20 protein-coding genes are annotated in these 19,336 nt (G+C 62.9%); 19 read left to right on the top strand and 1 reads right to left on the bottom strand.

Annotation, left to right across the window (positions count from 1 at the left end; all coding sequences use genetic code 11):
- The first annotated feature begins 233 nt into the window (after window positions 1-233).
- The 15 genes from L284_RS42780 (at window position 234) to L284_RS42715 (ending at window position 10,645) form a co-directional block, all read left to right on the top strand.
- Complete coding sequence (locus L284_RS42780; protein WP_152524751.1) at window positions 234-725, top strand: hypothetical protein; 492 nt, start codon at window positions 234-236, stop codon at window positions 723-725.
- Between the two features lie 213 nt (window positions 726-938).
- The gene (locus tag L284_RS42775) at window positions 939-1,268 is read left to right on the top strand and encodes a hypothetical protein (RefSeq protein ID WP_021235580.1); all 330 of its coding nucleotides are present in this window, start codon (window positions 939-941) and stop codon (window positions 1,266-1,268) included.
- A gap of 105 nt (window positions 1,269-1,373) precedes the next feature.
- Window positions 1,374-1,826: a hypothetical protein gene (locus tag L284_RS42770; protein ID WP_021235579.1), complete on the top strand. Its 453-nt coding sequence runs from the start codon at window positions 1,374-1,376 to the stop codon at window positions 1,824-1,826.
- 4 nt (window positions 1,827-1,830) lie between these two features.
- Entirely contained in the window at window positions 1,831-3,603 is a 1,773-nt protein-coding gene (locus tag L284_RS42765; protein WP_021235578.1) for a terminase large subunit, read from the top strand.
- Window positions 3,603-4,835: a phage portal protein gene (locus L284_RS42760; RefSeq protein ID WP_021235577.1), complete on the top strand. Its 1,233-nt coding sequence runs from the start codon at window positions 3,603-3,605 to the stop codon at window positions 4,833-4,835. The genes L284_RS42765 and L284_RS42760 overlap by 1 nt, the downstream gene beginning before the upstream one ends.
- Complete coding sequence (locus L284_RS42755) at window positions 4,828-5,712, top strand: head maturation protease, ClpP-related (RefSeq protein ID WP_200861678.1); 885 nt, start codon at window positions 4,828-4,830, stop codon at window positions 5,710-5,712. Before L284_RS42760 ends, L284_RS42755 begins: the two co-directional genes overlap by 8 nt.
- 14 nt (window positions 5,713-5,726) lie before the next feature.
- Window positions 5,727-7,007 (top strand): phage major capsid protein, encoded by a 1,281-nt coding sequence (locus L284_RS42750; protein ID WP_021235575.1) that lies wholly within the window; start codon window positions 5,727-5,729, stop codon window positions 7,005-7,007.
- Window positions 7,008-7,066: 59 nt separating this feature from the next.
- Window positions 7,067-7,363 (top strand): hypothetical protein, encoded by a 297-nt coding sequence (locus tag L284_RS42745; RefSeq protein ID WP_021235574.1) that lies wholly within the window; start codon window positions 7,067-7,069, stop codon window positions 7,361-7,363.
- A gap of 15 nt (window positions 7,364-7,378) precedes the next feature.
- Window positions 7,379-7,957, top strand: a complete 579-nt coding sequence (locus L284_RS42740) for a head-tail connector protein (protein WP_021235573.1) — start codon at window positions 7,379-7,381, stop codon at window positions 7,955-7,957.
- Window positions 7,957-8,310 carry a phage head closure protein gene (locus L284_RS42735; RefSeq protein ID WP_021235572.1) on the top strand — a complete coding sequence of 118 codons (354 nt, stop codon included), beginning with the start codon at window positions 7,957-7,959 and terminating at the stop codon, window positions 8,308-8,310. The genes L284_RS42740 and L284_RS42735 overlap by 1 nt, the downstream gene beginning before the upstream one ends.
- Window positions 8,307-8,861 carry an HK97-gp10 family putative phage morphogenesis protein gene (locus tag L284_RS42730; RefSeq protein ID WP_021235571.1) on the top strand — a complete coding sequence of 185 codons (555 nt, stop codon included), beginning with the start codon at window positions 8,307-8,309 and terminating at the stop codon, window positions 8,859-8,861. The genes L284_RS42735 and L284_RS42730 overlap by 4 nt, the downstream gene beginning before the upstream one ends.
- A gap of 118 nt (window positions 8,862-8,979) precedes the next feature.
- Window positions 8,980-9,387 carry a tail completion protein gp17 gene (gene gp17 / locus L284_RS42725; protein ID WP_021235569.1) on the top strand — a complete coding sequence of 136 codons (408 nt, stop codon included), beginning with the start codon at window positions 8,980-8,982 and terminating at the stop codon, window positions 9,385-9,387.
- A complete protein-coding gene (locus L284_RS48295; RefSeq protein ID WP_021235568.1) occupies window positions 9,384-9,560 on the top strand; it encodes a hypothetical protein in 177 nt (58 codons plus the stop codon). Before gp17 ends, L284_RS48295 begins: the two co-directional genes overlap by 4 nt.
- 62 nt (window positions 9,561-9,622) lie before the next feature.
- Window positions 9,623-10,090 carry a hypothetical protein gene (locus L284_RS42720; protein WP_021235567.1) on the top strand — a complete coding sequence of 156 codons (468 nt, stop codon included), beginning with the start codon at window positions 9,623-9,625 and terminating at the stop codon, window positions 10,088-10,090.
- A gap of 105 nt (window positions 10,091-10,195) precedes the next feature.
- Window positions 10,196-10,645 carry a hypothetical protein gene (locus L284_RS42715; RefSeq protein ID WP_021235566.1) on the top strand — a complete coding sequence of 150 codons (450 nt, stop codon included), beginning with the start codon at window positions 10,196-10,198 and terminating at the stop codon, window positions 10,643-10,645.
- A 397-nt stretch (window positions 10,646-11,042) separates the two neighbouring features.
- Here L284_RS42715 and L284_RS42705 read toward each other — a convergent pair whose 3' ends face one another.
- Window positions 11,043-11,354 carry a TM2 domain-containing protein gene (locus tag L284_RS42705; RefSeq protein WP_021235564.1) on the bottom strand — a complete coding sequence of 104 codons (312 nt, stop codon included), beginning with the start codon at window positions 11,352-11,354 and terminating at the stop codon, window positions 11,043-11,045.
- A 70-nt stretch (window positions 11,355-11,424) separates the two neighbouring features.
- Here L284_RS42705 and L284_RS42700 point away from each other — a divergent pair, with 70 nt between their 5' ends.
- Genes L284_RS42700 through L284_RS42690 form a run of 4 tightly spaced genes read left to right on the top strand, consistent with a single transcriptional unit; the run spans window position 11,425 to window position 19,278 of the window.
- Window positions 11,425-14,523, top strand: coding sequence for a hypothetical protein (locus L284_RS42700; protein ID WP_152524750.1), 3,099 nt, complete (start codon window positions 11,425-11,427; stop codon window positions 14,521-14,523).
- On the top strand, window positions 14,520-18,212 hold the full coding sequence (locus tag L284_RS47035; RefSeq protein ID WP_021235562.1) for a beta strand repeat-containing protein: 3,693 nt from the start codon (window positions 14,520-14,522) through the stop codon (window positions 18,210-18,212). Before L284_RS42700 ends, L284_RS47035 begins: the two co-directional genes overlap by 4 nt.
- On the top strand, window positions 18,212-18,547 hold the full coding sequence (locus L284_RS42695) for a hypothetical protein (protein ID WP_152524749.1): 336 nt from the start codon (window positions 18,212-18,214) through the stop codon (window positions 18,545-18,547). Before L284_RS47035 ends, L284_RS42695 begins: the two co-directional genes overlap by 1 nt.
- On the top strand, window positions 18,547-19,278 hold the full coding sequence (locus L284_RS42690; protein ID WP_152524748.1) for a hypothetical protein: 732 nt from the start codon (window positions 18,547-18,549) through the stop codon (window positions 19,276-19,278). Before L284_RS42695 ends, L284_RS42690 begins: the two co-directional genes overlap by 1 nt.
- Window positions 19,279-19,336 lie beyond the last annotated feature (58 nt).

Raw genomic sequence — 19,336 nt, 5'->3', positions numbered from 1 at the left:
AAAAGTGCGTCCATGGAAGGATGGAAGGCAAATCCGCATAGGTCTTCATGTGAGACTATCGTTTGAGCTTCATAAGCAACCTACTCGGTTTTCCCTTCCATCCTTCCATTTTCGAGAGAGTGAGGAAGGGTAGGATAATGGAAAACGGCGGTTTTATGCGGGTTTCAGGGGGTGGCGAGGTAGTGGAAGGAAGCCTTCCAAGCGACGTCCAACAGCCGGATGGATGGAAGGCAGTGGCGTTGGGGAATGGCGGAAATCCGCGAAACACGGTGTCGTGGCAGGATGCCGAAGACACGCTTATGGCCGCGTTCGAGTATCTCGGTGCGATGCCAGACCGCGAACGGGCCTACCTCGCAGCCGGAACGCGAACGGCATGGCCTGCGATCGTGCGTGAGGCGTTCGGCGACTACGCCGACGTAGAGGCCGGCCCCTCGCCCCAGCTCACCCGCCGCTGCGCCAACCTCGTGGAGCGGATGCTCACTGGCGAGAAGCCGCTGGCCGATGCCATTCCCGAAGGACATCGCGCGCTGGTGGGCCGGGTGCTCACGATGAAGCGCTGGCCCGGCCCTGAGGGCTTCGGATGGGACCGCGTCTATCGCCTGATGGGCGGCAAGCTGTTCAACCTGGCGCGTCGGGAAGAGCTGGAGACCACCAGCGACGGGATGCGCAAGGCGTATGAGCGGGCCATTCACCGCCTCGTCCTCGCCCTCGACAAGGCCGCCTGATCAAGATTGGCGGGTTTCTGCTGGGGAATGTGTCAACCCCATTCCCCATTCACCATGCAAATATAGGGTGTCCGTTTCACCACGAATTGGGGGTATGCCATGGGCACGCTGACGGTCTTCCGCCCAACTGGGCCGCAAGCGTAACCCTCTCCCCCTGAGACGCGGGCGGCAGTGACTTCGGTCTCTGTCGCCCGTTGTCGTTTCGGAGCCATCATGGGCCGGTTGAAGTCGATGCCGTCGCGTCTCGGCGCACTGCCACCTCGGGTGGCGGCGATGCCGAAGGTGGCCGACAGCTTCTACCAGTCGGCCGAGTGGAAGGACTATCGGGCTCGGCACCGGGCTTGGACGATCCAGCGCCAGGGCGGCGTGTGGTGCCTCATCTGCGGCTCCACACATCGCCTAATCCTCGATCACCGAGAGGAGCGGAAGGACGGCGGGGCGGACCTGCCTCCGTTCGACCAGATGGATTGGTACTGCGCCGGGCATCACAATGCCAAGACGGCCGCGGCGCGGGCGCGGCGGGCGCGCGGCGGTCGCGGGTAGGGGGGGTGGTCGAAAGTTCGGAGGGGGCGGCCCCTCTGCACCGCATCTCGTCCCATTCGGAGATTTTTTTTGTCGCACGATGGAATTTCGGATGGTCAGACCGACATGTTCGGCCTGCCGCTGCTGCCTGAAAAGGGGCGTGGTCGGCCTGCACATGTCTGGACCGCCGAAAACTCCAACAAAGTCAGTCTCTTATTCGCTTGTGGGCACAAGCCTGCTGACATCGCCAAGGTGCTCGGCATCACTAAGCCCACGTTTTACAAGCATTATTTTAACGAGATCGCTCGGGCTGGGCATGCGCCCTTGATGATGAAAGCGCGGCAGCTCGAACGGCTCAACCAAGCTGCCGAGGATGGCAACGTCGCGGCAGAGAAGGCACTGGCCGGCATGATCCAAGCCGAACAGGTCCGAACGTTGGGCGAGAAGATCAAGGATCGCGGACGGTCCGATGCGGCGCCATCGCCCCGTCTGGGGAAAAAGGAAGCCGCGAAGGAAGCGGCTGCAAATGCCAGCGGCAAATTCGCCGCCCGCACTCCGCCGCCGCTCCTGCTGAATTGAAGCGATGGCTGCGCCGAAGTGGTCCACTGCCTGCCTAGATTGGCAGGAACGGATCGTTGCGCGAAAGAGCCTGGTGCCGTGCCCGCCTCTGTTTCCCGGTAAGGCCGAGGATGCACTTGGGGTTTTCAAGTCCTTACAGGTCGTCGATCTGCCGAAGGTCGTTGTCGGTGAGGTCGAACGACACCCGACGTTAGGCGAGGTCTGCGACGACTTCGTATTCGATCTGGTTGCCGCGATCTTTGGCGCCGAGGATCCGGAAACGGGAAAGCGGCTGATTTCGGAGTTTATGCTCCTGATCAGTAAGAAGAATGGCAAGTCCATGATCGCCGCCGGCATCATGGTGACGGCGCTGATTCTTAACTGGCGGCCGAACGCCATTCTCCAGATCTTGGCGCCGACGCTGGAAGTTGCCAACAACAGCTTCGAGCCGGCTATGGGCATGGTCCGAGCCGACCCGGAGTTGTCGGTTGTCTTGAAGGTGATCGAGCACCAACGCCAGATCAAGCATCTGGACACGGGTGCCGTGCTCAAGGTGATCGCGGCTGACAGCGACACCGTCGCTGGCGGCAAGGCCTCGATTACGCTTATCGAAGAGCTGTGGCTGTTCGGAAAGAAGCCGAAGGCGGCAGCGATGTTGCGAGAGGCGCTCGGTGGCGGATCCGCCCGCCCTGAAGCCTTCACACTCTACATTACGACCCATTCGGACGAACCTCCGAGCGGTGTCTACAAGACCAAGTTGGCGTACATGCGGGACGTGCGCGACGGCGTTATTGATGACCCAAAGACCATGGCTATGCTCTACGAGTGGCCGGTCGAAATGCTGGATGCCGAAGCGTATCTGGACCCGGCATTCTTCTACGTTACGAACCCTCATATCGGCCGATCGGTCACAGTCGAATGGCTCCAGGCCGAGCTGGGCAAAGAGCAGATCGGCGAAGGCGAAGGGCTCCAGGTGTTTCTGGCGAAGCACCTGAACGTCGAGATCGGGCTTCGTTTGCGGCGCGATCGCTGGCGCGGGACAGATTACTGGGAAGCCTGCGCCGATAAGTCGCTGACGTTGGCCAGCCTTCTCGCTCGTTCGGAAGTAGCGGTGGTGGGCGTTGACGGCGGCGGCCTCGATGACCTGTACGGCCTTTGCGTTGCCGGCCGCGAACGCGGGACCGGGCGCTGGCTGTATTGGTTCAAGGCTTGGTGCTGGCCTGACGTGCTCACTCGGCGCAAGGAGATCGCGGCTCAGCTGCACGACTACGAAAGCGACGGCGATCTGGTGATTTGTTCGGAGGTCGTGTCGGAAACGCTCGGCTTGGACGCAGATGATACCGCCTACGAGCGTCCCCAGGACATTCGCGAAATTGTCGCCGTCATCGAAGAGGTCAAGGCTAGCGGCCTTCTACCAGAACGCGGGGCGGTTGGCCTCGACCCCCAAGGCGTAAGTGACTTGGTCGATGCGCTGGCAGAGATCGGCCTGGAAGATCCGCAGGTGGTGTCGGTCGGGCAAGGGTTCCGTCTCATGTCGGCGATCGTGGGCCTTGCCCGGAAACTGAAATTCAACGGCGCGGTCCATGACGGGTCGCGCATGATGGCGTGGTGCGTAAGCAACGCGAAGGAAGAGTTAGGACGGCAGACGGTGATGATCGTGAAGAACACCCAAGGGACGGGTAAAATCGATCCGTTCATGGCTGGGCTGAACGCCACCAAGCTGCTTGAGCTGAACCCCGTTGCTGCGAACGACAACGGCGTCTCGGTCTATGAAGATCGCGGACTGGTGGTCTTCTGATGGGCTGGGCTGAACGCTTCTTCGGTTGGGCAGGCGCCGGCACGGACAGTGCGTCGTCCGCCGTGAAGGCAAATGGCTTCCTCGACCGCGGGAGCCTGCCCGAGGGCTTCTTCGGCGAGGGGTTTGCGAGAGGCGCCGGTCGCCCAGTTACGGAACGGTCGGCGCTATCCAACGCGACGTTCTTTCGCGCAGTCAACCTGATCGCGTCCACCATCGGTATGTTGCCGCTGAACCTTCACCGCCGTGTAGGCGATAACATCGAGAAGGCCGACAATCACGCGGTGTGGAAGCTGCTCCGCCTGAAGCCAAACAGCTGGCAGACGCCGTACCAATTCAAGAGCTACATGCAAGGCCGGGCGCTGCTGCGAGGGAATGCCTACGCTTACAAGGTGCCGGGCCTGTTGGGAATCAAGGCGCTCGCGCCGCTCGATCCTGTGCGCGTGAAGCCGGTTCTCAGCGAGGATTTTGCGCTGGCGTACGATTACCAGGCGAAAGACGGAACTACGCGTAGGTTCGAGGCTGACGAAGTGTTTCACCTCCGCGCGCCCTGGTCGAGCGATGGGATTTCAGGCGATGGCCTGTTGAAGGTGGCGGCCGAAGCACTGGGCTTGGCCAATGTTGCCGACGAAGCCGCCTCGCGGATGCTCAAGAACGGGGCTTACGTAGGCGGAGTCCTGCAGCATCCGAAATCCCTGTCCGAACAAGCCATTTTGAACCTGCGAGCTCAATGGGAAGAGCGCTTCGTCGGATCGGAAAACGCGGGCCGCTGGGTCGTTGCCGAAGAGGGGATGGAGGCAAAGCCGTTCGGAGCTACCGGCAAAGACGCTGAAGGTCTGGCGCAGCGCAAGCACCAGGCGGAGGAAGTCAGCCGATACACAGGCGTCCCACGCCCCCTGCTGATGTTCGATGAGACCAGTTGGGGCAGCGGTATCGAACAGCTCGGCCTCTTTCTTGTGACCTACTGCCTGCTCCCCTGGTTCAACGCCTGGGAAGAGACCATTGCGTCGTCCCTCCTGAACGACCGTGACCGGGCGAACCATTATGCCAAGTTCAACGAGGCCGCGTTGCTGCGCGGCTCCCTGAAGGATCAGGCAGAATTCTTCGCCAAGGCGCTCGGTGGGCCCGGCGCCGGCGGCTTCATGGTGCCGAATGAGGCCCGCGACAAAATGGACATGAACCCTGAGGAATGGGGCAACACCCCCGCCTGGATGCAAGGACAGCCCGATGCGTAAAATGCCCCGAGTGATGGCGATGGCGCGGCCTGCCGCGCTACCTGTTCCTGCCGATCGCCGCGTGTCTGCTTTCTCCCCTCTGCCCGTAATGGACCGTTGGGGCGAGGATGCAGCCGGCATTCGCCCATCGGCCCTTGAGCAGGGGGACAACGTCATCACCATGTTCGATGTGATCGGCGAGGATTGGTGGACGGGTGGCGGCGTTACCGCAAAGAGGGTCGCTGCTCAGCTGCGCGCCATCGGTGATCGGCCGATTGAGGTTCAGATCAACTCCGGTGGCGGCGACATGTTCGAAGGCCTCGCCATCTACAACGTGCTGCGCGAGCACCCGCAGCCCATCACCGTGAAGGTAATGGGCATGGCCGCGTCCGCAGCGTCAGTGATCACCATGGCCGCTGATACCATCGAAATTGGCGCGGCGTCGTTCCTCATGATCCACAATTGCTGGGTCGTGGCGGCGGGCAACCGCAATGACTTCGAAGAGGTCGCCGCGTTTCTGGCCCCCTTCGACCAGGCAATGGCAGACGTTTATGCCGCTCGATCCGGTCAGGAGGCCAAGACCTGTGCCCGATGGATGGACGACGAAACATGGATGTCGGGCTCCATGGCTATCGAACGGGGCTTCGCCAACGCGCTTCTGGCAGCCGATCAGATGAAGGTCGATGAGACCGCGAAGGCGTCTGACCGCGAAGCCAATGAGGTTCGCGCCATGGAGCTGACCCTCGTAAATTCGGGCATGACCCGCGCACAAGCGCGCGCCCGGATCAAAAGCATCAAAGGCAAGCCGGACGCTGCCGATGACAAAGCCACGCCTGGCGCTGGCTCCACCGACTGGATGGCTTCGGCCGCCGCTGTTCTGGACAGCCTCCGGGCTTAACCACTGAGGATATCATGAAGCCTAATCACCTCATCCTTGGGGCGTCGTCGCCGTGCGCCCTTCTCACCGCGGCCGCCGCGCCCCGAGCACTGCTCGGCGCCACCATCCGCGCCGATGGAAACGATCCCAAAGCCCTCTTCGAACAGCTGAACAAGGCTGTCGTGGAAATGCGCGCGAAGCATGAAGAATCGCTCAAGTCCAAGGTCGACGACGCGGTGCTTCAGGAGCACGTCGAGCGCATCAACACTTCGATCGGCAATATCGAAGAGGCGATGGACGCCGCCCTGGCCAAGATCGCGGCAGCCAAGATCGGGGGCAAGGAAGATCCGCGGGACCCCGAATATACCGAGCAGTTCAATTCCTACTTCCGCCGCGGCGTCAGCTCGGATCGGCTCGAAACGGTGAAGGCTGCCGCGACGAAGACGGATGGCGAAGGCGGTTACCTGGCGCCTGTGGAGTGGGATCGCACCCTGGCAAGTCGGCTCAAGCAGGTGTCGTCCATCCGTCAGTACGCGACTGTCATCTCGATCAGCGGCGCTGGCTTCAGCAAGGTGTTTTCGGATCGCAATGTCGGTTCGGGCTGGGTCGGTGAAACTGCCGCTCGACCTGCAACCACCACGCCGGGGCTTACCTCGCTCGGTTGGGGCCTTGGTGAGCTCTACGCCAATCCTGCTGCATCGCAGGGCCTGATCGACGACGCGGAATTCGACGTCGAAGCTTGGCTGGCCGACGAAGTCGAAACCGAGTTTGCCCGTCAGGAGGGCATCGCCAACCTTTCGGGCGATGGCAACAACAAGCCTCACGGCATCCTGACCTACGTCACCGGCGGCGCAAATGCTGCACGTCACCCCTGGGGCGACATCAAAGCCGTGAATTCCGGTGCGGCGGCCGCGCTCACGGGCGATGGTCTGATGACGCTCATCTATGAGCTTCCGGAGGAGTATGAGGCTAACGCACGTCTCTTCCTCAACAGGACGACGGCCGGTTCCGCTCGCAAGCTTAAGGATGGGCAGGGCAACTACCTGTGGCAGCCGGCCTTCGAGGCTGGCCAGCCTGCCACCATCGGGGGGCAGCCGGTAGCGCACCTTCCGGGCATGCCGTCCGTGGCCGCTGGCAATATCGCCGCGCTCTACGGCGACATGCGGGAAACCTACCTCGTCATCGACCGCATCGGAATCCGTGTGCTGCGCGATCCCTACACCAACAAGCCGTTCGTCCACTTCTACACCACCAAGCGTGTGGGCGGCGGCGTCAAGAACCCGGACGCCATGAAGGCGCTGATCATCGGCGCCTGATCCGATCGGCGGGTGAAAGCCCGCCGGTTTCCCTAGTCGAACTATCGAAGGAGATCGACATGACTGCTGCGAAAAAGACCGTGGATACCAGCGATGTGAAGCTATCCGACGTGCCCGGCGTGCCCGACACCGCCCTGTCCCCGCTGGCAGACCTGACCCCCGCCACCGACGTTGCGGCATCGGGAGCCTTGATCGAACCCGAGATCGTCAGCGGCATCGATACCGATCACCCGGCCGTCGATAACACGCCCCGCAAGGGGCAGACGGTGTCGGCCAATCAGATCGACTTCAACGATCCTACCTTGTCGCCCGACGCCGCTGTGGCAGCCAACCTTCAGGCCTCCCAGGCCGACTGATCGCCGGACCCGCAGATGATCTTTGAGCTGCTCCACGCGCCGTTTCCGGAAGGCTACGGCGACGCGATCCTGTCGCTGGAGGCGTGCAAAGAGCATCTGCGGGCCGACAGCGACGATGAGGATTTTCTGATCCAGGCGCTGCGCGACGCTTCGATCGATTTCGTGGAGCGGTATTGCTCCCTCAAACTGGGGCCGGCCGCCGGCATCGAGTGGTCCGCCGCTGGCTTTCCCCGCGGCGCCGAGGTTCTGACCCTCAGCATGGGGCCCGTAACCGCCATCACATCGGTGGCGTGGGTCAACCGCGCTGGCCTTCCCGTGCAAGGGAGCCCTGCCGACTACCGCATCAATGCCCGCGGTGATGTACTGCCCAGGATGGGCGCACGCTGGCCGGGAGACATTGGCGGAGATGTCCGCATAGTCTTTTCTGCCGGTTACCCCGAGGGGAAGGCGCCGCCTTCGCTCTTGGCGGCGGTTCGGCTGTTCCTCGGCCACCTCTACAAAAACCGCGAAGCTGTGACTGATCGCGGCACCGAGGCGGAAGTGCCCTTCGGGGTTCAACAACTTTGCGGGCAATTTCGCCGGGTGTTGATCTGATGGGCATGATCGCAGCGGGCTCATTGGACCGGCGCATCCAGTTCGAGAAGCCGGTGACCACGCGCGATCCGACGTACAACACGTCGAAGACGACCTGGCAGCCGCATGTGAAGGTCTGGGCGCAGGTGCGCGACGTGCTGCCGAGCCGCGCGGAGAGCGTGGACGAGAACGCGTCCATGCAGCAACGGCCGGCTCGCATTCGGATGCGCTACCGCGAGGACATCACCGCCGACATGCGGGTGGTTTACCGGGGCCGCGTCATGGAGATCGTATCGGGGCCCGCCGAGCTGGGCCGCCGTGAAGGCTTGGAACTGATCGTCCAGGAACTCTCGACACGGGGTGAGAAGCCATGAGCCGCAATTTTCCGGTCAAGGGGCTGGCCGATCTCGACGCCTTTCTCTCGGCCCTGCCGCAGCGCATGCAGAAGCAGGCAATCCGCCAAGGGCTCACCGCCGCCGCGGCGCCGGTCCGCGATGAGGCTCGCGCCCGGGCGCCGAAGCAGAGTGGCAAGATGGCCAAGGCGATCAAGACGGGCTCGCCCCGGCAGAATCAGGACGGCACGTTCTCGGTCAGCATCCGCCTGGTCGGCGATCACGCCTACCTCGGCGCGTTCTTCGAGTTCGGCGTTGCTGCCCACCTTATTGCGCGCACCGGGGCGGGTCAGGGCAAGGTTGCTGTGCGCAATGCCGCCGAGGGCAAGGGCAAGGTAACGACCCGGCCCATGAAAATCGGCGATCGCTATGTCTCTGGCATCATCCATCATCCCGGTTTCGCGGCTCACCCGTTTATGCGGCCGGCCCTTGATGCGAAGGCTGATGAAGCCGTCCAGGCTTACGCCAGCAAGATCCGCGCCTTCTTGGAGGGCAAGACGGGCTTCATCGCTCCGGTTGACGAGGCAGTCTGATGTCGAATGGACCTCTAATCGTCCGGGTAGGCGTGATCTTGGCTGGAGCGGTCGCCGCGAGCTATTTGCTCGCGCGGCTAGGCGAGCCCCAGTCGGCTTGGCTCTGGGGTATGCTGTAATGGATGGCGTCGCCGCCCTAGTGCAGGTGCTTGTCGCTGATGCCGGCGTTGCGTCGCTGGTGCCGGCGGAGCGGGTTGCAGCCGGTCCTAGTCCTCTCGGGTTCGCTCTGCCTTGGATCATGCTGGAGAGCGTGAGCAAGAACGACCGCAACATCCCGGCCCCCGGTGCCCGCCGCCACGTCCGCGAGCGCGTGCAGGTGACCGTCATGGCGAGCGATTACCCCGAGCGGGCCGCCGTGATGCGGGCTGTCCGCCGTGCGGCGGCGGATCGGGTTAATGTCGTTGTCGATGGTATCGACGCCGTGACCATCCACACCGATTCGGCCGGGCCTGACTTCATGATCGAGGATCCTTCGATCTGGTGCCGGAGCCAGGATTTCCTCGTCAGCTATCTGGAGACACGATGATGATCAGCGCAAAAGCGACGCGCCGCACGACCTTGAACGGGACCACCTACGAAAAGGGCGCGACCGTCTCGATGCCCTTGCAGCAATTCACCGACCTCGAAGTGACTGGACGCTTTGAGCGCGCGCCCGCGAAGGCGAAATCCGAACCCAAGGCCGCTGACGGGGCTGACTGAAAGATTGCCGATCCCGGCGATGCGCCACCCCGCGCCAGCGGGGCTTTTCTAAGGAGACTACGATGAGCGTCTACACGAGCGCCGGGACAAAGTTCTCGGTATCCGCCGCTGCCCCGGCGACTTACAACGAGGCAGGCTATTCCGCGCTCGCCTTTACCGACGTTGGTGAAGTGAGCGACTTGGGCGATCTGCCCGAACGCGTCTACGAGGTAGTGTCGTGGCGCAACATCACCAATCGAGGCGAGAGCAAGGCCAAGGGCGGTTACACGCTTGGCAGCCAGACGATCACTGTCGGCATCGACCCGGACGACGCCGGGCAGGATCTTCTGGACACCCTGAGCCGTTCCGATGACCCAGCCTCCATTTCGTTCGAACATCCGAAACTCGGAACCATTTATGGCCGGGCGCTCGTGATGGGCGGCACGCGTAACTACGGCGACGTGAACACCATTGCCACCCGGCAGATTACTCTGGAATGGACGATCGTGAGCCAGGACGAAGACGGCATCGTCTACGAGCCCGCTAACTGATGCTACCCAACTGTCCCTGAGCTTCCGCCCCGCTTCTGCGGGGTTTTTCATGTCGGCCGGTCATCAGGGTGACCGGCCGACACCCTTCCCTGAAAGGACAGCCGCATGGCTCTCATCATCACCAACCACCGCGTTGCGGACGTTTCCGATCTTCCCGTCAAGAATGCCGACGGCTCGCCCTTCCTGGACCCCGAGACCAAGGCGCCGATCACTGCTACGGTGTTCGGCCCTGGCTCCAAAATCTGGCAGGTCGCCGATGCTGCGCGTCGCCGAAAGGCGATCAAGCGGTCCCGCGAAGCCAACGGCAAGTTCGAGGCGGCGCTCGACAACGAGACCGAAGACGAGATCGAGTTCCTCTGCGCCATCACCAAGCGGTTCAACGGCCTGGAGTATCCGGGCGCGAACGGTGACAAGGAGACTGTCGCCGCCGTCTACAATGACCACCATCTCGGCTACATCCGCGACCACATGGGCGTCGATACCAAGAGCTGGGAAAATTTTATGAAGGCGTCGCAGTCGCTCTCGAACTCTGGGTTCGTCAGCTCGCCTGGCTGAATACGGCTCCGCGCGTCGAACACACCGGCGCGGGCAAGCCGCCCGAGCCGGTAACGCGCGCGGAATCACTGAAGGCGCGGGGTCAAGAGCCGGTCCTGCCCCACAATCCCGCGCCCTACCTTACCAACTGGCTGCTGGAGATCGGGCCGACCGCGCCCGCTGGCGAAACCTCTGTCCCCATCGGGTTCTCCGAAATGGCGGAGTGGTCGCGGCTGATGGGGGTCGATCTGTCCCCTTGGGAGGCGAGGACACTGCGACGGCTGTCGCGGGCCTTCGTCAACCAGCGTGACGACGCGCGCAAGCCTACCTGCATTGAGCCTATGGTGCAGGTCGATCAGGAACTTGCTCGCAGCCGGGTCGAGGCCCAATTCGCGGCCATGGTAGCGACATTGAAGCGCTAAGCGGCCGCGACCGCCTTCTCATCCTTTTCCGCTCGCAGGTAATCCATCAAGCGGGTCCGTTCGCGGTTCTGACCATCTCGGATCATTCCGGAAATGAGGAAGCCGTCGATGAGGAGCCAGACGAAACCGATGAGAACGAAATAGCTCAGGATCTGCAAAATCGCGGTCCCAGGGCGTCCAAGATAGAACCGATGGCCGCTCACCGGCCAAGTGAAAATCCAAAGCAGATAGGCCACGCCAGCGCTCTTGCTGGCGTTGGTCACTCTCTGCTCGATCAGCATCAATTCGCCGGTAGTCAGTTCCGCCATTGGTCGTCCCCCTCGTGTGCGGGCACCCGTACGCGGGAACCCTTACGTATTCAATAACAGGAGTCGTTTCGTGGCAGGAGGTATACCGGCGGGGCGCCTTTCCATTGAAATCGTGGCGGAAGTCGCGCGCCTTCAGGCCGACATGGACAAGGTGAAGCGGGCCGTGAAGGACGCGTCCAACGATATCGCCAAGTCGGCGAAGGCGGCAAACGACAACCTCGCGGCAGTAGGTTCCGGCATCGCTAAAGCGGGCAACACCTCCAAACTTGCAGGTCATCACGTTCAGAACCTGGCATTTCAGTTCCAAGATCTGGGCGTCCAGCTGTTGGCGGCGGCGCAGAGTTCGGCGCCGTTGAAAATGGCATTCACCGCTCTTGTTCAACAGGGCACCCAAATCAACGGAATCATGTCGCAAGCTGGTATCGGCATCAAAGGCTTGATTGCTGCCACAGCGGGCCTGATCGCTCCGTTCGTTCCCTTTCTTGCGGTGTTGGCCGCAGCAGCGGCCGGCGTGGCACTGCTGACTTCTTCAATCAACGAAAACGCCAAGGTGACCGTCACATGGTCTGACACCTTGCTGGGTGCATGGGATGCGGTGGCCGCAGCGCTCAAGGGCGAGCTATCTTCCGCCTTCGACGCCTTCGGCATCAAAACGGGGAACGTATGGGCGACCGTTGTAGATTGGGCGAAGTGGGCTGCGAATAGGCTTATCGGCCTTATGACACTTGTGCCCCGCACAATTCTCGAGAACTTCAAGCTGATCCCCGCGGGTGTCGCTGACATCTTCCTGAGCGCAGTGAACATGGCAATCGACGCCATCAACAAGCTGCTGTCCTCTGCCGTCAACGGCGTCAACGGCTTCGTGTCCGAGGCAAACCGCATCCTGGCGAAGGCGGGCCTCACCCTGCCAACGCTCACAGCCCCCCAGATCGCGAAGGTGGCCAACAGCTACACCGGCGCGGCGGCAAAGCTGGGCAAGGGGGTCGCCAAGACGCTGGGCGATACAATCCAGCGCGACTTTATCGGCGAACTGGCAGACAAGATCAGCCCCTTCGCGCAGGCCCGCGCCATCGCCCGTATGAAAAGGGACGCGAAAAAGGCCGGCAAAGAGGCCGGTTCTGCGGCAGCAAAGGCTGCCAAGGACGCATTCGACCTGGACAAGTTCTTGCAGGACGCGACCGGCCGGATGGTGCTGGATGTGGCGGAGCAGCTTGCCAAGCGGCAGGAACAAGACTGGGCCGACTTCCAGAAGGAGGTCGGCAACATGTCCCAGGCGCGCTGGGATGAACGAATGCAGGATCTCGCAAGAGAGAAAGAGGCCGTCGCATTGCTCGACGACCAATACCGCGATCTTGTGAACACCTTGGGCAACCTCGGCGGCGCTGGCAAAGGGCTCGGTACGTTGTTCGGGTTGCTGACTGGCAATACGTCTGCGGTTGGCGGGAAGTTCGGCAATCTGCTCAACATTGGTTTGGGAACGGAAAAGGATAGCCAGGGCAACGTCCTTTCGAAGACCATCGGGTCGGAACTCTCCAAGGTCTTCAAAAAGAGCGGTGAATTCGGGAAGTTGATGACTTCCCTCGTTCAAAGTGCAGGCATGGGCCTTGTTGCCGGCAGCGCACTATTTGGTCGACAGTCCGCTTCCGAGCAGACCGGCTCCGCGATCGGTGGCGCGCTTGGCGGCAGCAAGGTCGTGGAGAAGACGCTGTCGAAGGGGCTGGAGAGCTTGTCCAAGGGCCTTGGCCAGTTCGCCGGTCCGCTCGGTTCGGTGCTCGGCGGTGTGCTCGGCAGCGCTCTGGGCAGCGCCTTCACGAAGGTGAAGTGGGGCCGGGTCGACCTGTCGGCAGCGGGCGTCTCCGGCACGTCCGGAAACAGCGGATCGTCGCAGAAGGCGGCGCTGGCCGCCGGCAACAGCATCTATGGCGGCCTGGCCGATCTCGCCTCGCAGTTCGGTGGCTCCATCGGCAACTTCGGCAACATCAGCGTCGGCGTTCGGCACGGTGACTACCGTGTCAACGCCGGGGGCACCTCGCTCAAGGTCAAGAAGGGCGCCGTCGACTTCAACGACGACGCCGAGGCCGCCGTGGCCTACGCGATGAAACTGGCGATCGAGCGCGGCGCGATCAACGGCATCCGCGCCTCCACGAACAACCTGCTGAAGGCGGGCGACGATCTGTCCGCGCAGATCAACAAGGCGCTCAGCTTCGAGAACGTGTTCACCGAGCTGAAGACGTACCTCGATCCGGTCGGCGCCGAGCTCGACACGATCGACAAGGAATTCGCCAACCTGCGCTCGATCTTCGCCGAGGCGGGCGCCACGGCGGCGGAATACGCCCAGCTCGAACAGCTTCTGTCGATCAAGCGGCAGGAGGCGATGAACAAGGAGGCGGATGCCCTCAACGACATCCGTTCGCGGATCGCCGAGGCCCAGGGCGACGAAGGCACCGCGACGGCCATCGCCCGCGCCAAGGAACTGCGGGACGCCACCAGCGACGCGCAGCGCGCCTTGCTCCAGCAGCTCTACGCGATCGAAGACGCCAACGCCGCGCAGGAGAAGCTCACCCAGGCGCAGGAAGCGGCGGCCACGGCGGCCGAGCAGCTGCGCCAGGCGTGGGAATCGGTCAGCGATAGCCTGGTGGACGAAGTGAACCGCATTCGCGGCCTCACCGGCGGCAGCGATGCCGCCAGCTTCGCCACCTTGCAGGGGCAGTTCAATGCCGCCGTGCTCGCGGCGCGGGGCGGCGATCAGGAGGCGGCTGCCAAGCTGGCCGACCTCAGCCAGTCGCTGCTCGAAGTCGCCGGCAACGTCGCCACGAGCCGGCAGGAGCTGGAGCGGATCAAGGCGGAGACGGCGGCCAGCCTGGAAGGCGTCATCGACGCGACCAAGGGTTACGCGGGTGGTTCCTCCACGTCGTCCGCCTCGGCCACGGCGGCCTCCGCCATCGACGCGGCCACCAGCGCCACGGCGGGAACGTCATCGACCAGCGGCAGCAACGACAATGTCTCTGAGCTGCGGGCGCTCCGCACGGAAGTGGCTCAGCTGCGCGCCGATCTGAACAACGGTCAGGCGGCGATCGTCAACGGCGTCAACCGCTCCGCGCGGGTGCTGGAAGATACGAGCGCGGATTCGGGCGGCCGGGCGTTCGCTGTTTCGGGAGTTGCGAAGTGAGGGTAGTTCTCGACAGCGGCGAAACGCTGGACCTGGGCGAGACCGAAGCCACGCCGACGATCGGCATTGTCGACTATAGCCGCCGGGTGACCGACGACTATGGCGTGACGACCGTCGTCGAGCGCGGCTTTGCGCGGCGCATGTCCGTGCGCCTGGTTGTGCCGTTCGACCAGACTGACGCGCTCCAGGCGAGCCTTGCCGCCATCCGCGCAAAGCCGGCGCGCTGGATCGCTGACGAGGGCGTGGACTGGCTAGACTTCCGGGGGTTCTTCAAGGACTTTGAGATTGACCTGCCGGTGCCGCCGAAGGCCTACTGCACCCTGACCGTCGAGGCCCTGACGGCAACGGAGGCTTTCGCGGATCCCGGCGGCGATCCCGCGCCGCTCGGCCATGCCTCCACGTTGCAGTTGCTCCAGCCTGCCGCCATCGAGGGCGGCGCGCTGGTTGCGGCGTCCGTGCCGGAGAACGACTATCCGGAATGGGCGGCGGGCACGACCTATCCGCTCGGCGCCCGCGTCATCAAGGCGGCGACGCACCGGATCTACGAAAGCGGCGCGATCGGCAACAAGGGCAATGACCCGGCCGGGGTGTCGGGCAAGTGGCGCGACATCGGCCCGACGAACCGGTGGGCGATGTTCGACCAGGCGCTGGGCTCGACCACCGAAGCCCCCGGCCAGATCGCGGTGACGCTGGCAGCGGGCGCGATCGACGCGGCGGCGCTGCTCGACGTGAAGGCAGCCACGGTGCGCGTCCAGGCCGCCGGCTATGACCGCACCGTCGCGCCGAATGCGGCCGGCACTGTCACCTTCCTCGATCTTCCGGGAACGGCCGGACAGGTCACGGTGACGGTTACCGGGCCGGGGACTGTCGAAGTCGGCACCCTGCTGGTCGGCAAGCTGGTCGGGCTCGGCTCCACCACCGACGACGCCAAGGCCGGGATCACGGATTTTAGCCGGAAGGAAGCGGACGAGTTCGGTGACATCCAGATCGTGGAGCGCGCCTGGGCGAAGCGCATGACGCTGCCCGCCAAGCTGCGCCGCGATGCCATCGATCTCGTCGCCGGGCGCATCGCCGCGGTGCGCGCGAAGCCCTCGCTGTGGATCGGCAAGGAGGGGATGGAAACCCTCACCGTCTACGGGTTCTTCAAGGACTTCTCGATTGCCGTCGATTCGACGATCTGCACGCTATCCCTGTCGATCGAGGGCCTGAGCACCGCGGGCAAGGTTGAGCCGCTCGCTGCGAGCGTGGACTGGCCGGACGTAGGCGACCCGGCGGGCACGAAGCCGGAGGACAACGCGACGGTCGGCGCCCCGGCCGGAACGGACGTTGCCGGAAAGCCTGCCGAGGAAGTGGTCGGCCAGCTTGAGGAGCAGGAGCAGCAGCTCGACCAGCTCGACATCGATGTTGCGCAGGCCACGATCAACATCGCGGCGGCTCAGGCGACGATCGTCCAGATGCAGACCGTCGCGGCCGAGACGAAGGCCGAGCTGGAAGCCGATATCGCCTCGATCAATGCGACGGCCGATCAAATCCAGGCCGATGCCGCAGTGACCCGAGCCAGCCTCGCCACCGCGCAGGCCGACATCATTGCTGCGGGCGGCCGGATCGACACGATCGAGACCACGCTGGGCGATCAGAACGCGTCGATCACCAGCCTGGCGCAGACGGTCAGCAACCACACGGGGCGGCTTGCGTCGATCGATACCACGCTCACGGCGAATGGCGCTTCCATCAATCAGAACGCCCAGGCCATCAGCGCCGTGCAGGGCGATCTCGCCTCGCTGTCGAGCACGGTGTCTACTCAGGGCGCCTCGATCTCGCAGAACGCCCAGGCCATCACGACGGCGAACCAGAACATCGCCAGCCTGACGACGCGTGTGGGCACGGCGGAAAGCTCGATCAGCCAAAACGCGACGGCGATCAGCGGCGTTTCGGGTCGGACGGCGACGCTGGAGAGTACGGTGTCGGCGCAAGGGGCGTCGATCAGCAGCCTGCAGTCGACCACTAGCGCCCAGGGCGGCGACATCGCCACGCTGCGCACGCAGATAGTGGCTGGTGGCGGCAATTTGCTAGTGAATACAGACCTTGCAGCTGGGACATCTGCCTGGAATTTCTATGCCGTGGACCAAATAGCAACCGGCTCGCGAAATGCGCCGGACAGTAACTGGCAGATCATCGGCGAAAACAACCTGACGAGCTATCAGGGCACATCGTCCTCCAGCGGTTACTGCGACTGGACGCAAGCCGTCTCGGTCAAAGGCGGAAATTGGTACGATGCATCGGTACTCGCGGCGACGAATCGTTGCCTCGTCCAACTTATTGTCCAATGGCTAAACGTAAGCGGCAACTCCATTGGAGTCCCCCAAACTCCGACGACTGCAGCAGGCGGCGGCGGCATGTACGTCGACCGTTATCAACTGTTGTCGGTCAAGGCGCAGGCACCCGCAGAGGCCGTCCGTGCGGTTTTCTATCTTCGCAAACTTGCCACCAATGTTGGAGCAGACAGCTGGGCATGGTTCTGTCGCCCGCAGTTTGCAGACACCCGCGAAGTGTCAGCCTCGCCGCTGCCGTACTCGCCCGGCAGCGCGCGTTCGGTTATCGAGATCCACGCAACATCCCTGTCCAGTTTGAACGGGCAGTACGCGTCGCTCTCCAGTACGGTGAGCACGCAGGGCTCGACCATCGCCAGCCAAGCCACTGCGATCTCCACGCTGCAGGGCAATTATTCCAACCTCAGCAGCACAGTTTCAGCGCAAGGGTCGTCGATAACCTCGGCTCAGTCCGCAATCTCAACATTGCAAGCGCAGACCGCGACGCTGACCACGCGCGTCGCGTCCGGATCGCAGAACCTGTTGGCTAATGGCGGACCCGATAACGGCACCACAGGCTGGTACAGCGACGGTGCGCTGACTAGCGATTTTTCATCGAGTTTTGGGCGATACTTGCGCGTCGTTTCGTCGGCATCGAGCTTCTTCCTTAATAGCGCGAGCGTCCCTGCAGATGCGGGAGGTTATTACACTGCTGCGGTGGACACCCTTCTAAGTGCGTCGGCCGGTGCCATGCGGATGTCGCTGGTGTTTATCAACTCCTCTGGTTCGGAGATTGGGCGAGTCCTTGGCGCGGAGCGTGGCGGACACAGCTTCGACAACGCCAATCAGGGTCGGGCGCTGAATGCCGCAACGGGACAGGCCCCGAATGGGACGACCGCAATAATCGTACAAATCAGCTGGTATGGCATTTCGGGACTGTCCCTCACAGGCGCCAGGTTGGTGAAGCTGGAAAATTACGCGTCGTGGACACCCTATTCGGCCGAAGCCAGTATCACACAATCGTTCCAAGCCCTCTCCACCCTAACCACCCAATACGCCTCCCTCTCTACCACCGTCAGCACCCAGGGCGTGACGGTGTCTCAGCACTCCACCGCGATCACGACGATCAACAACAACATCACCTCGATCATGGGCCGCTGGGGCGTGGAGATCGACGCAAGTGGCTATGTCAGCGGCATTGCGTTGAACAACAACGGCGCGCGGGCCGACTTCGCGATTCGCGCCGACCGGTTCAAGATGGTCCCACCTGGCGGGAATGGTTCCGACGGAAAGTACATCGTCGTCGACGGGAATGGCCGAACCACGGACTATATTCTCTACCAAGGCGTCCGGGTGGTCGAAATGGGCTGGCGCGACTGATGCCGTGGGTTTTCCGCTGCCGCACTCCCGCTGGCGAAGTGACATACGATAGTTGGACCGACGAGACGCTGTTCTATTACGACACCTTGTTGATCCCGGCCAATGCGACAGGCTCCTGGAGCTACCCGGCTCTTGTCAATCAGAAGGTCGCCATCGTCCGTTCGGACGTTGCTGATCCGTCGGGCGGTGCAAACAGCACTCCGCCTACCATCGTGGGGAAGGAAATCGCCTTATCCTTCCCTGGCGGTGTGCCCACGATCACCGCCACCCACCCCGCAGGCGTCACCCAGTCGGTTGCGGCGGAGATCGAAATACTCACGGTCGGAGGAAGCTGATGCCTTGGGGCTTTTCAGCATTGAATAGCGGGTCGCGCCGCGTGGTCGACAGCGAAAAATCGGCCTATGCATATGTCGGCAAGGTTACGCCCGCGTTCGTCCCAGGTTCCGGCATAGGAAATCCGCAGGCAACCTTTGCCTGTGTCGGTCGGCCGCTGCTTTATTACGAGCTGAACGCAAGCGCGGCGATGGGTATTCACCGATTGGATGAAGTTTCGCCGAATACGTGGCGAGTTCTGGCTCTGGGCTCCAATCCTATCCGGATCTTCGGCCGCGTAGACCTCAATTGGCCTGAAGGTACATCCGCGAATTGGGCGGTGCGACTCCGCCGCGTGTCGGACAAGAAGGTGACTTTCGATAGCGGCCTGCGAATGTTGAAGCTCGCGGGATGGACAGCTTACACGAACCTTGAGTTGGTGATGGACCCGAGCGACCCGGAGAACCTTCTTCCCGTCACCCCTCCGCTCGACCCGAACGGCCGAAGCATCAACTGGCAGCCGAACCTCATCAAGTGGAGCTACAACTCTGTTTCGATCGGGGGCGGCCAATCGACAGCCAGTACTATGTTCCAAAAGCCGTCATGGCGGATCAACGGCGCCACTTTGGTCAACAGCTGGACCGCTTTTGCTACCCGGACTGGCCCCGGCAGCGGCAACATGAACGTCCGACGATATGTTGGCGGGAACGTCTCAGCTCCGATCACCATGATCGACAACTCCGCTTTTCCATAACTGCGGTAATCGGCCGGTTCTGCCTAGCTGACTGGGCATACCGGCCCCCAATTCCCTA

It is taken from the genome of Novosphingobium lindaniclasticum LE124, assembly GCF_000445125.1.
GTDB classification, from domain to species: domain Bacteria; phylum Pseudomonadota; class Alphaproteobacteria; order Sphingomonadales; family Sphingomonadaceae; genus Novosphingobium; species Novosphingobium lindaniclasticum.
Note: the sequence above shows the minus strand (reverse complement) of the source record. Positions and strands in the feature narration are given on the sequence as shown.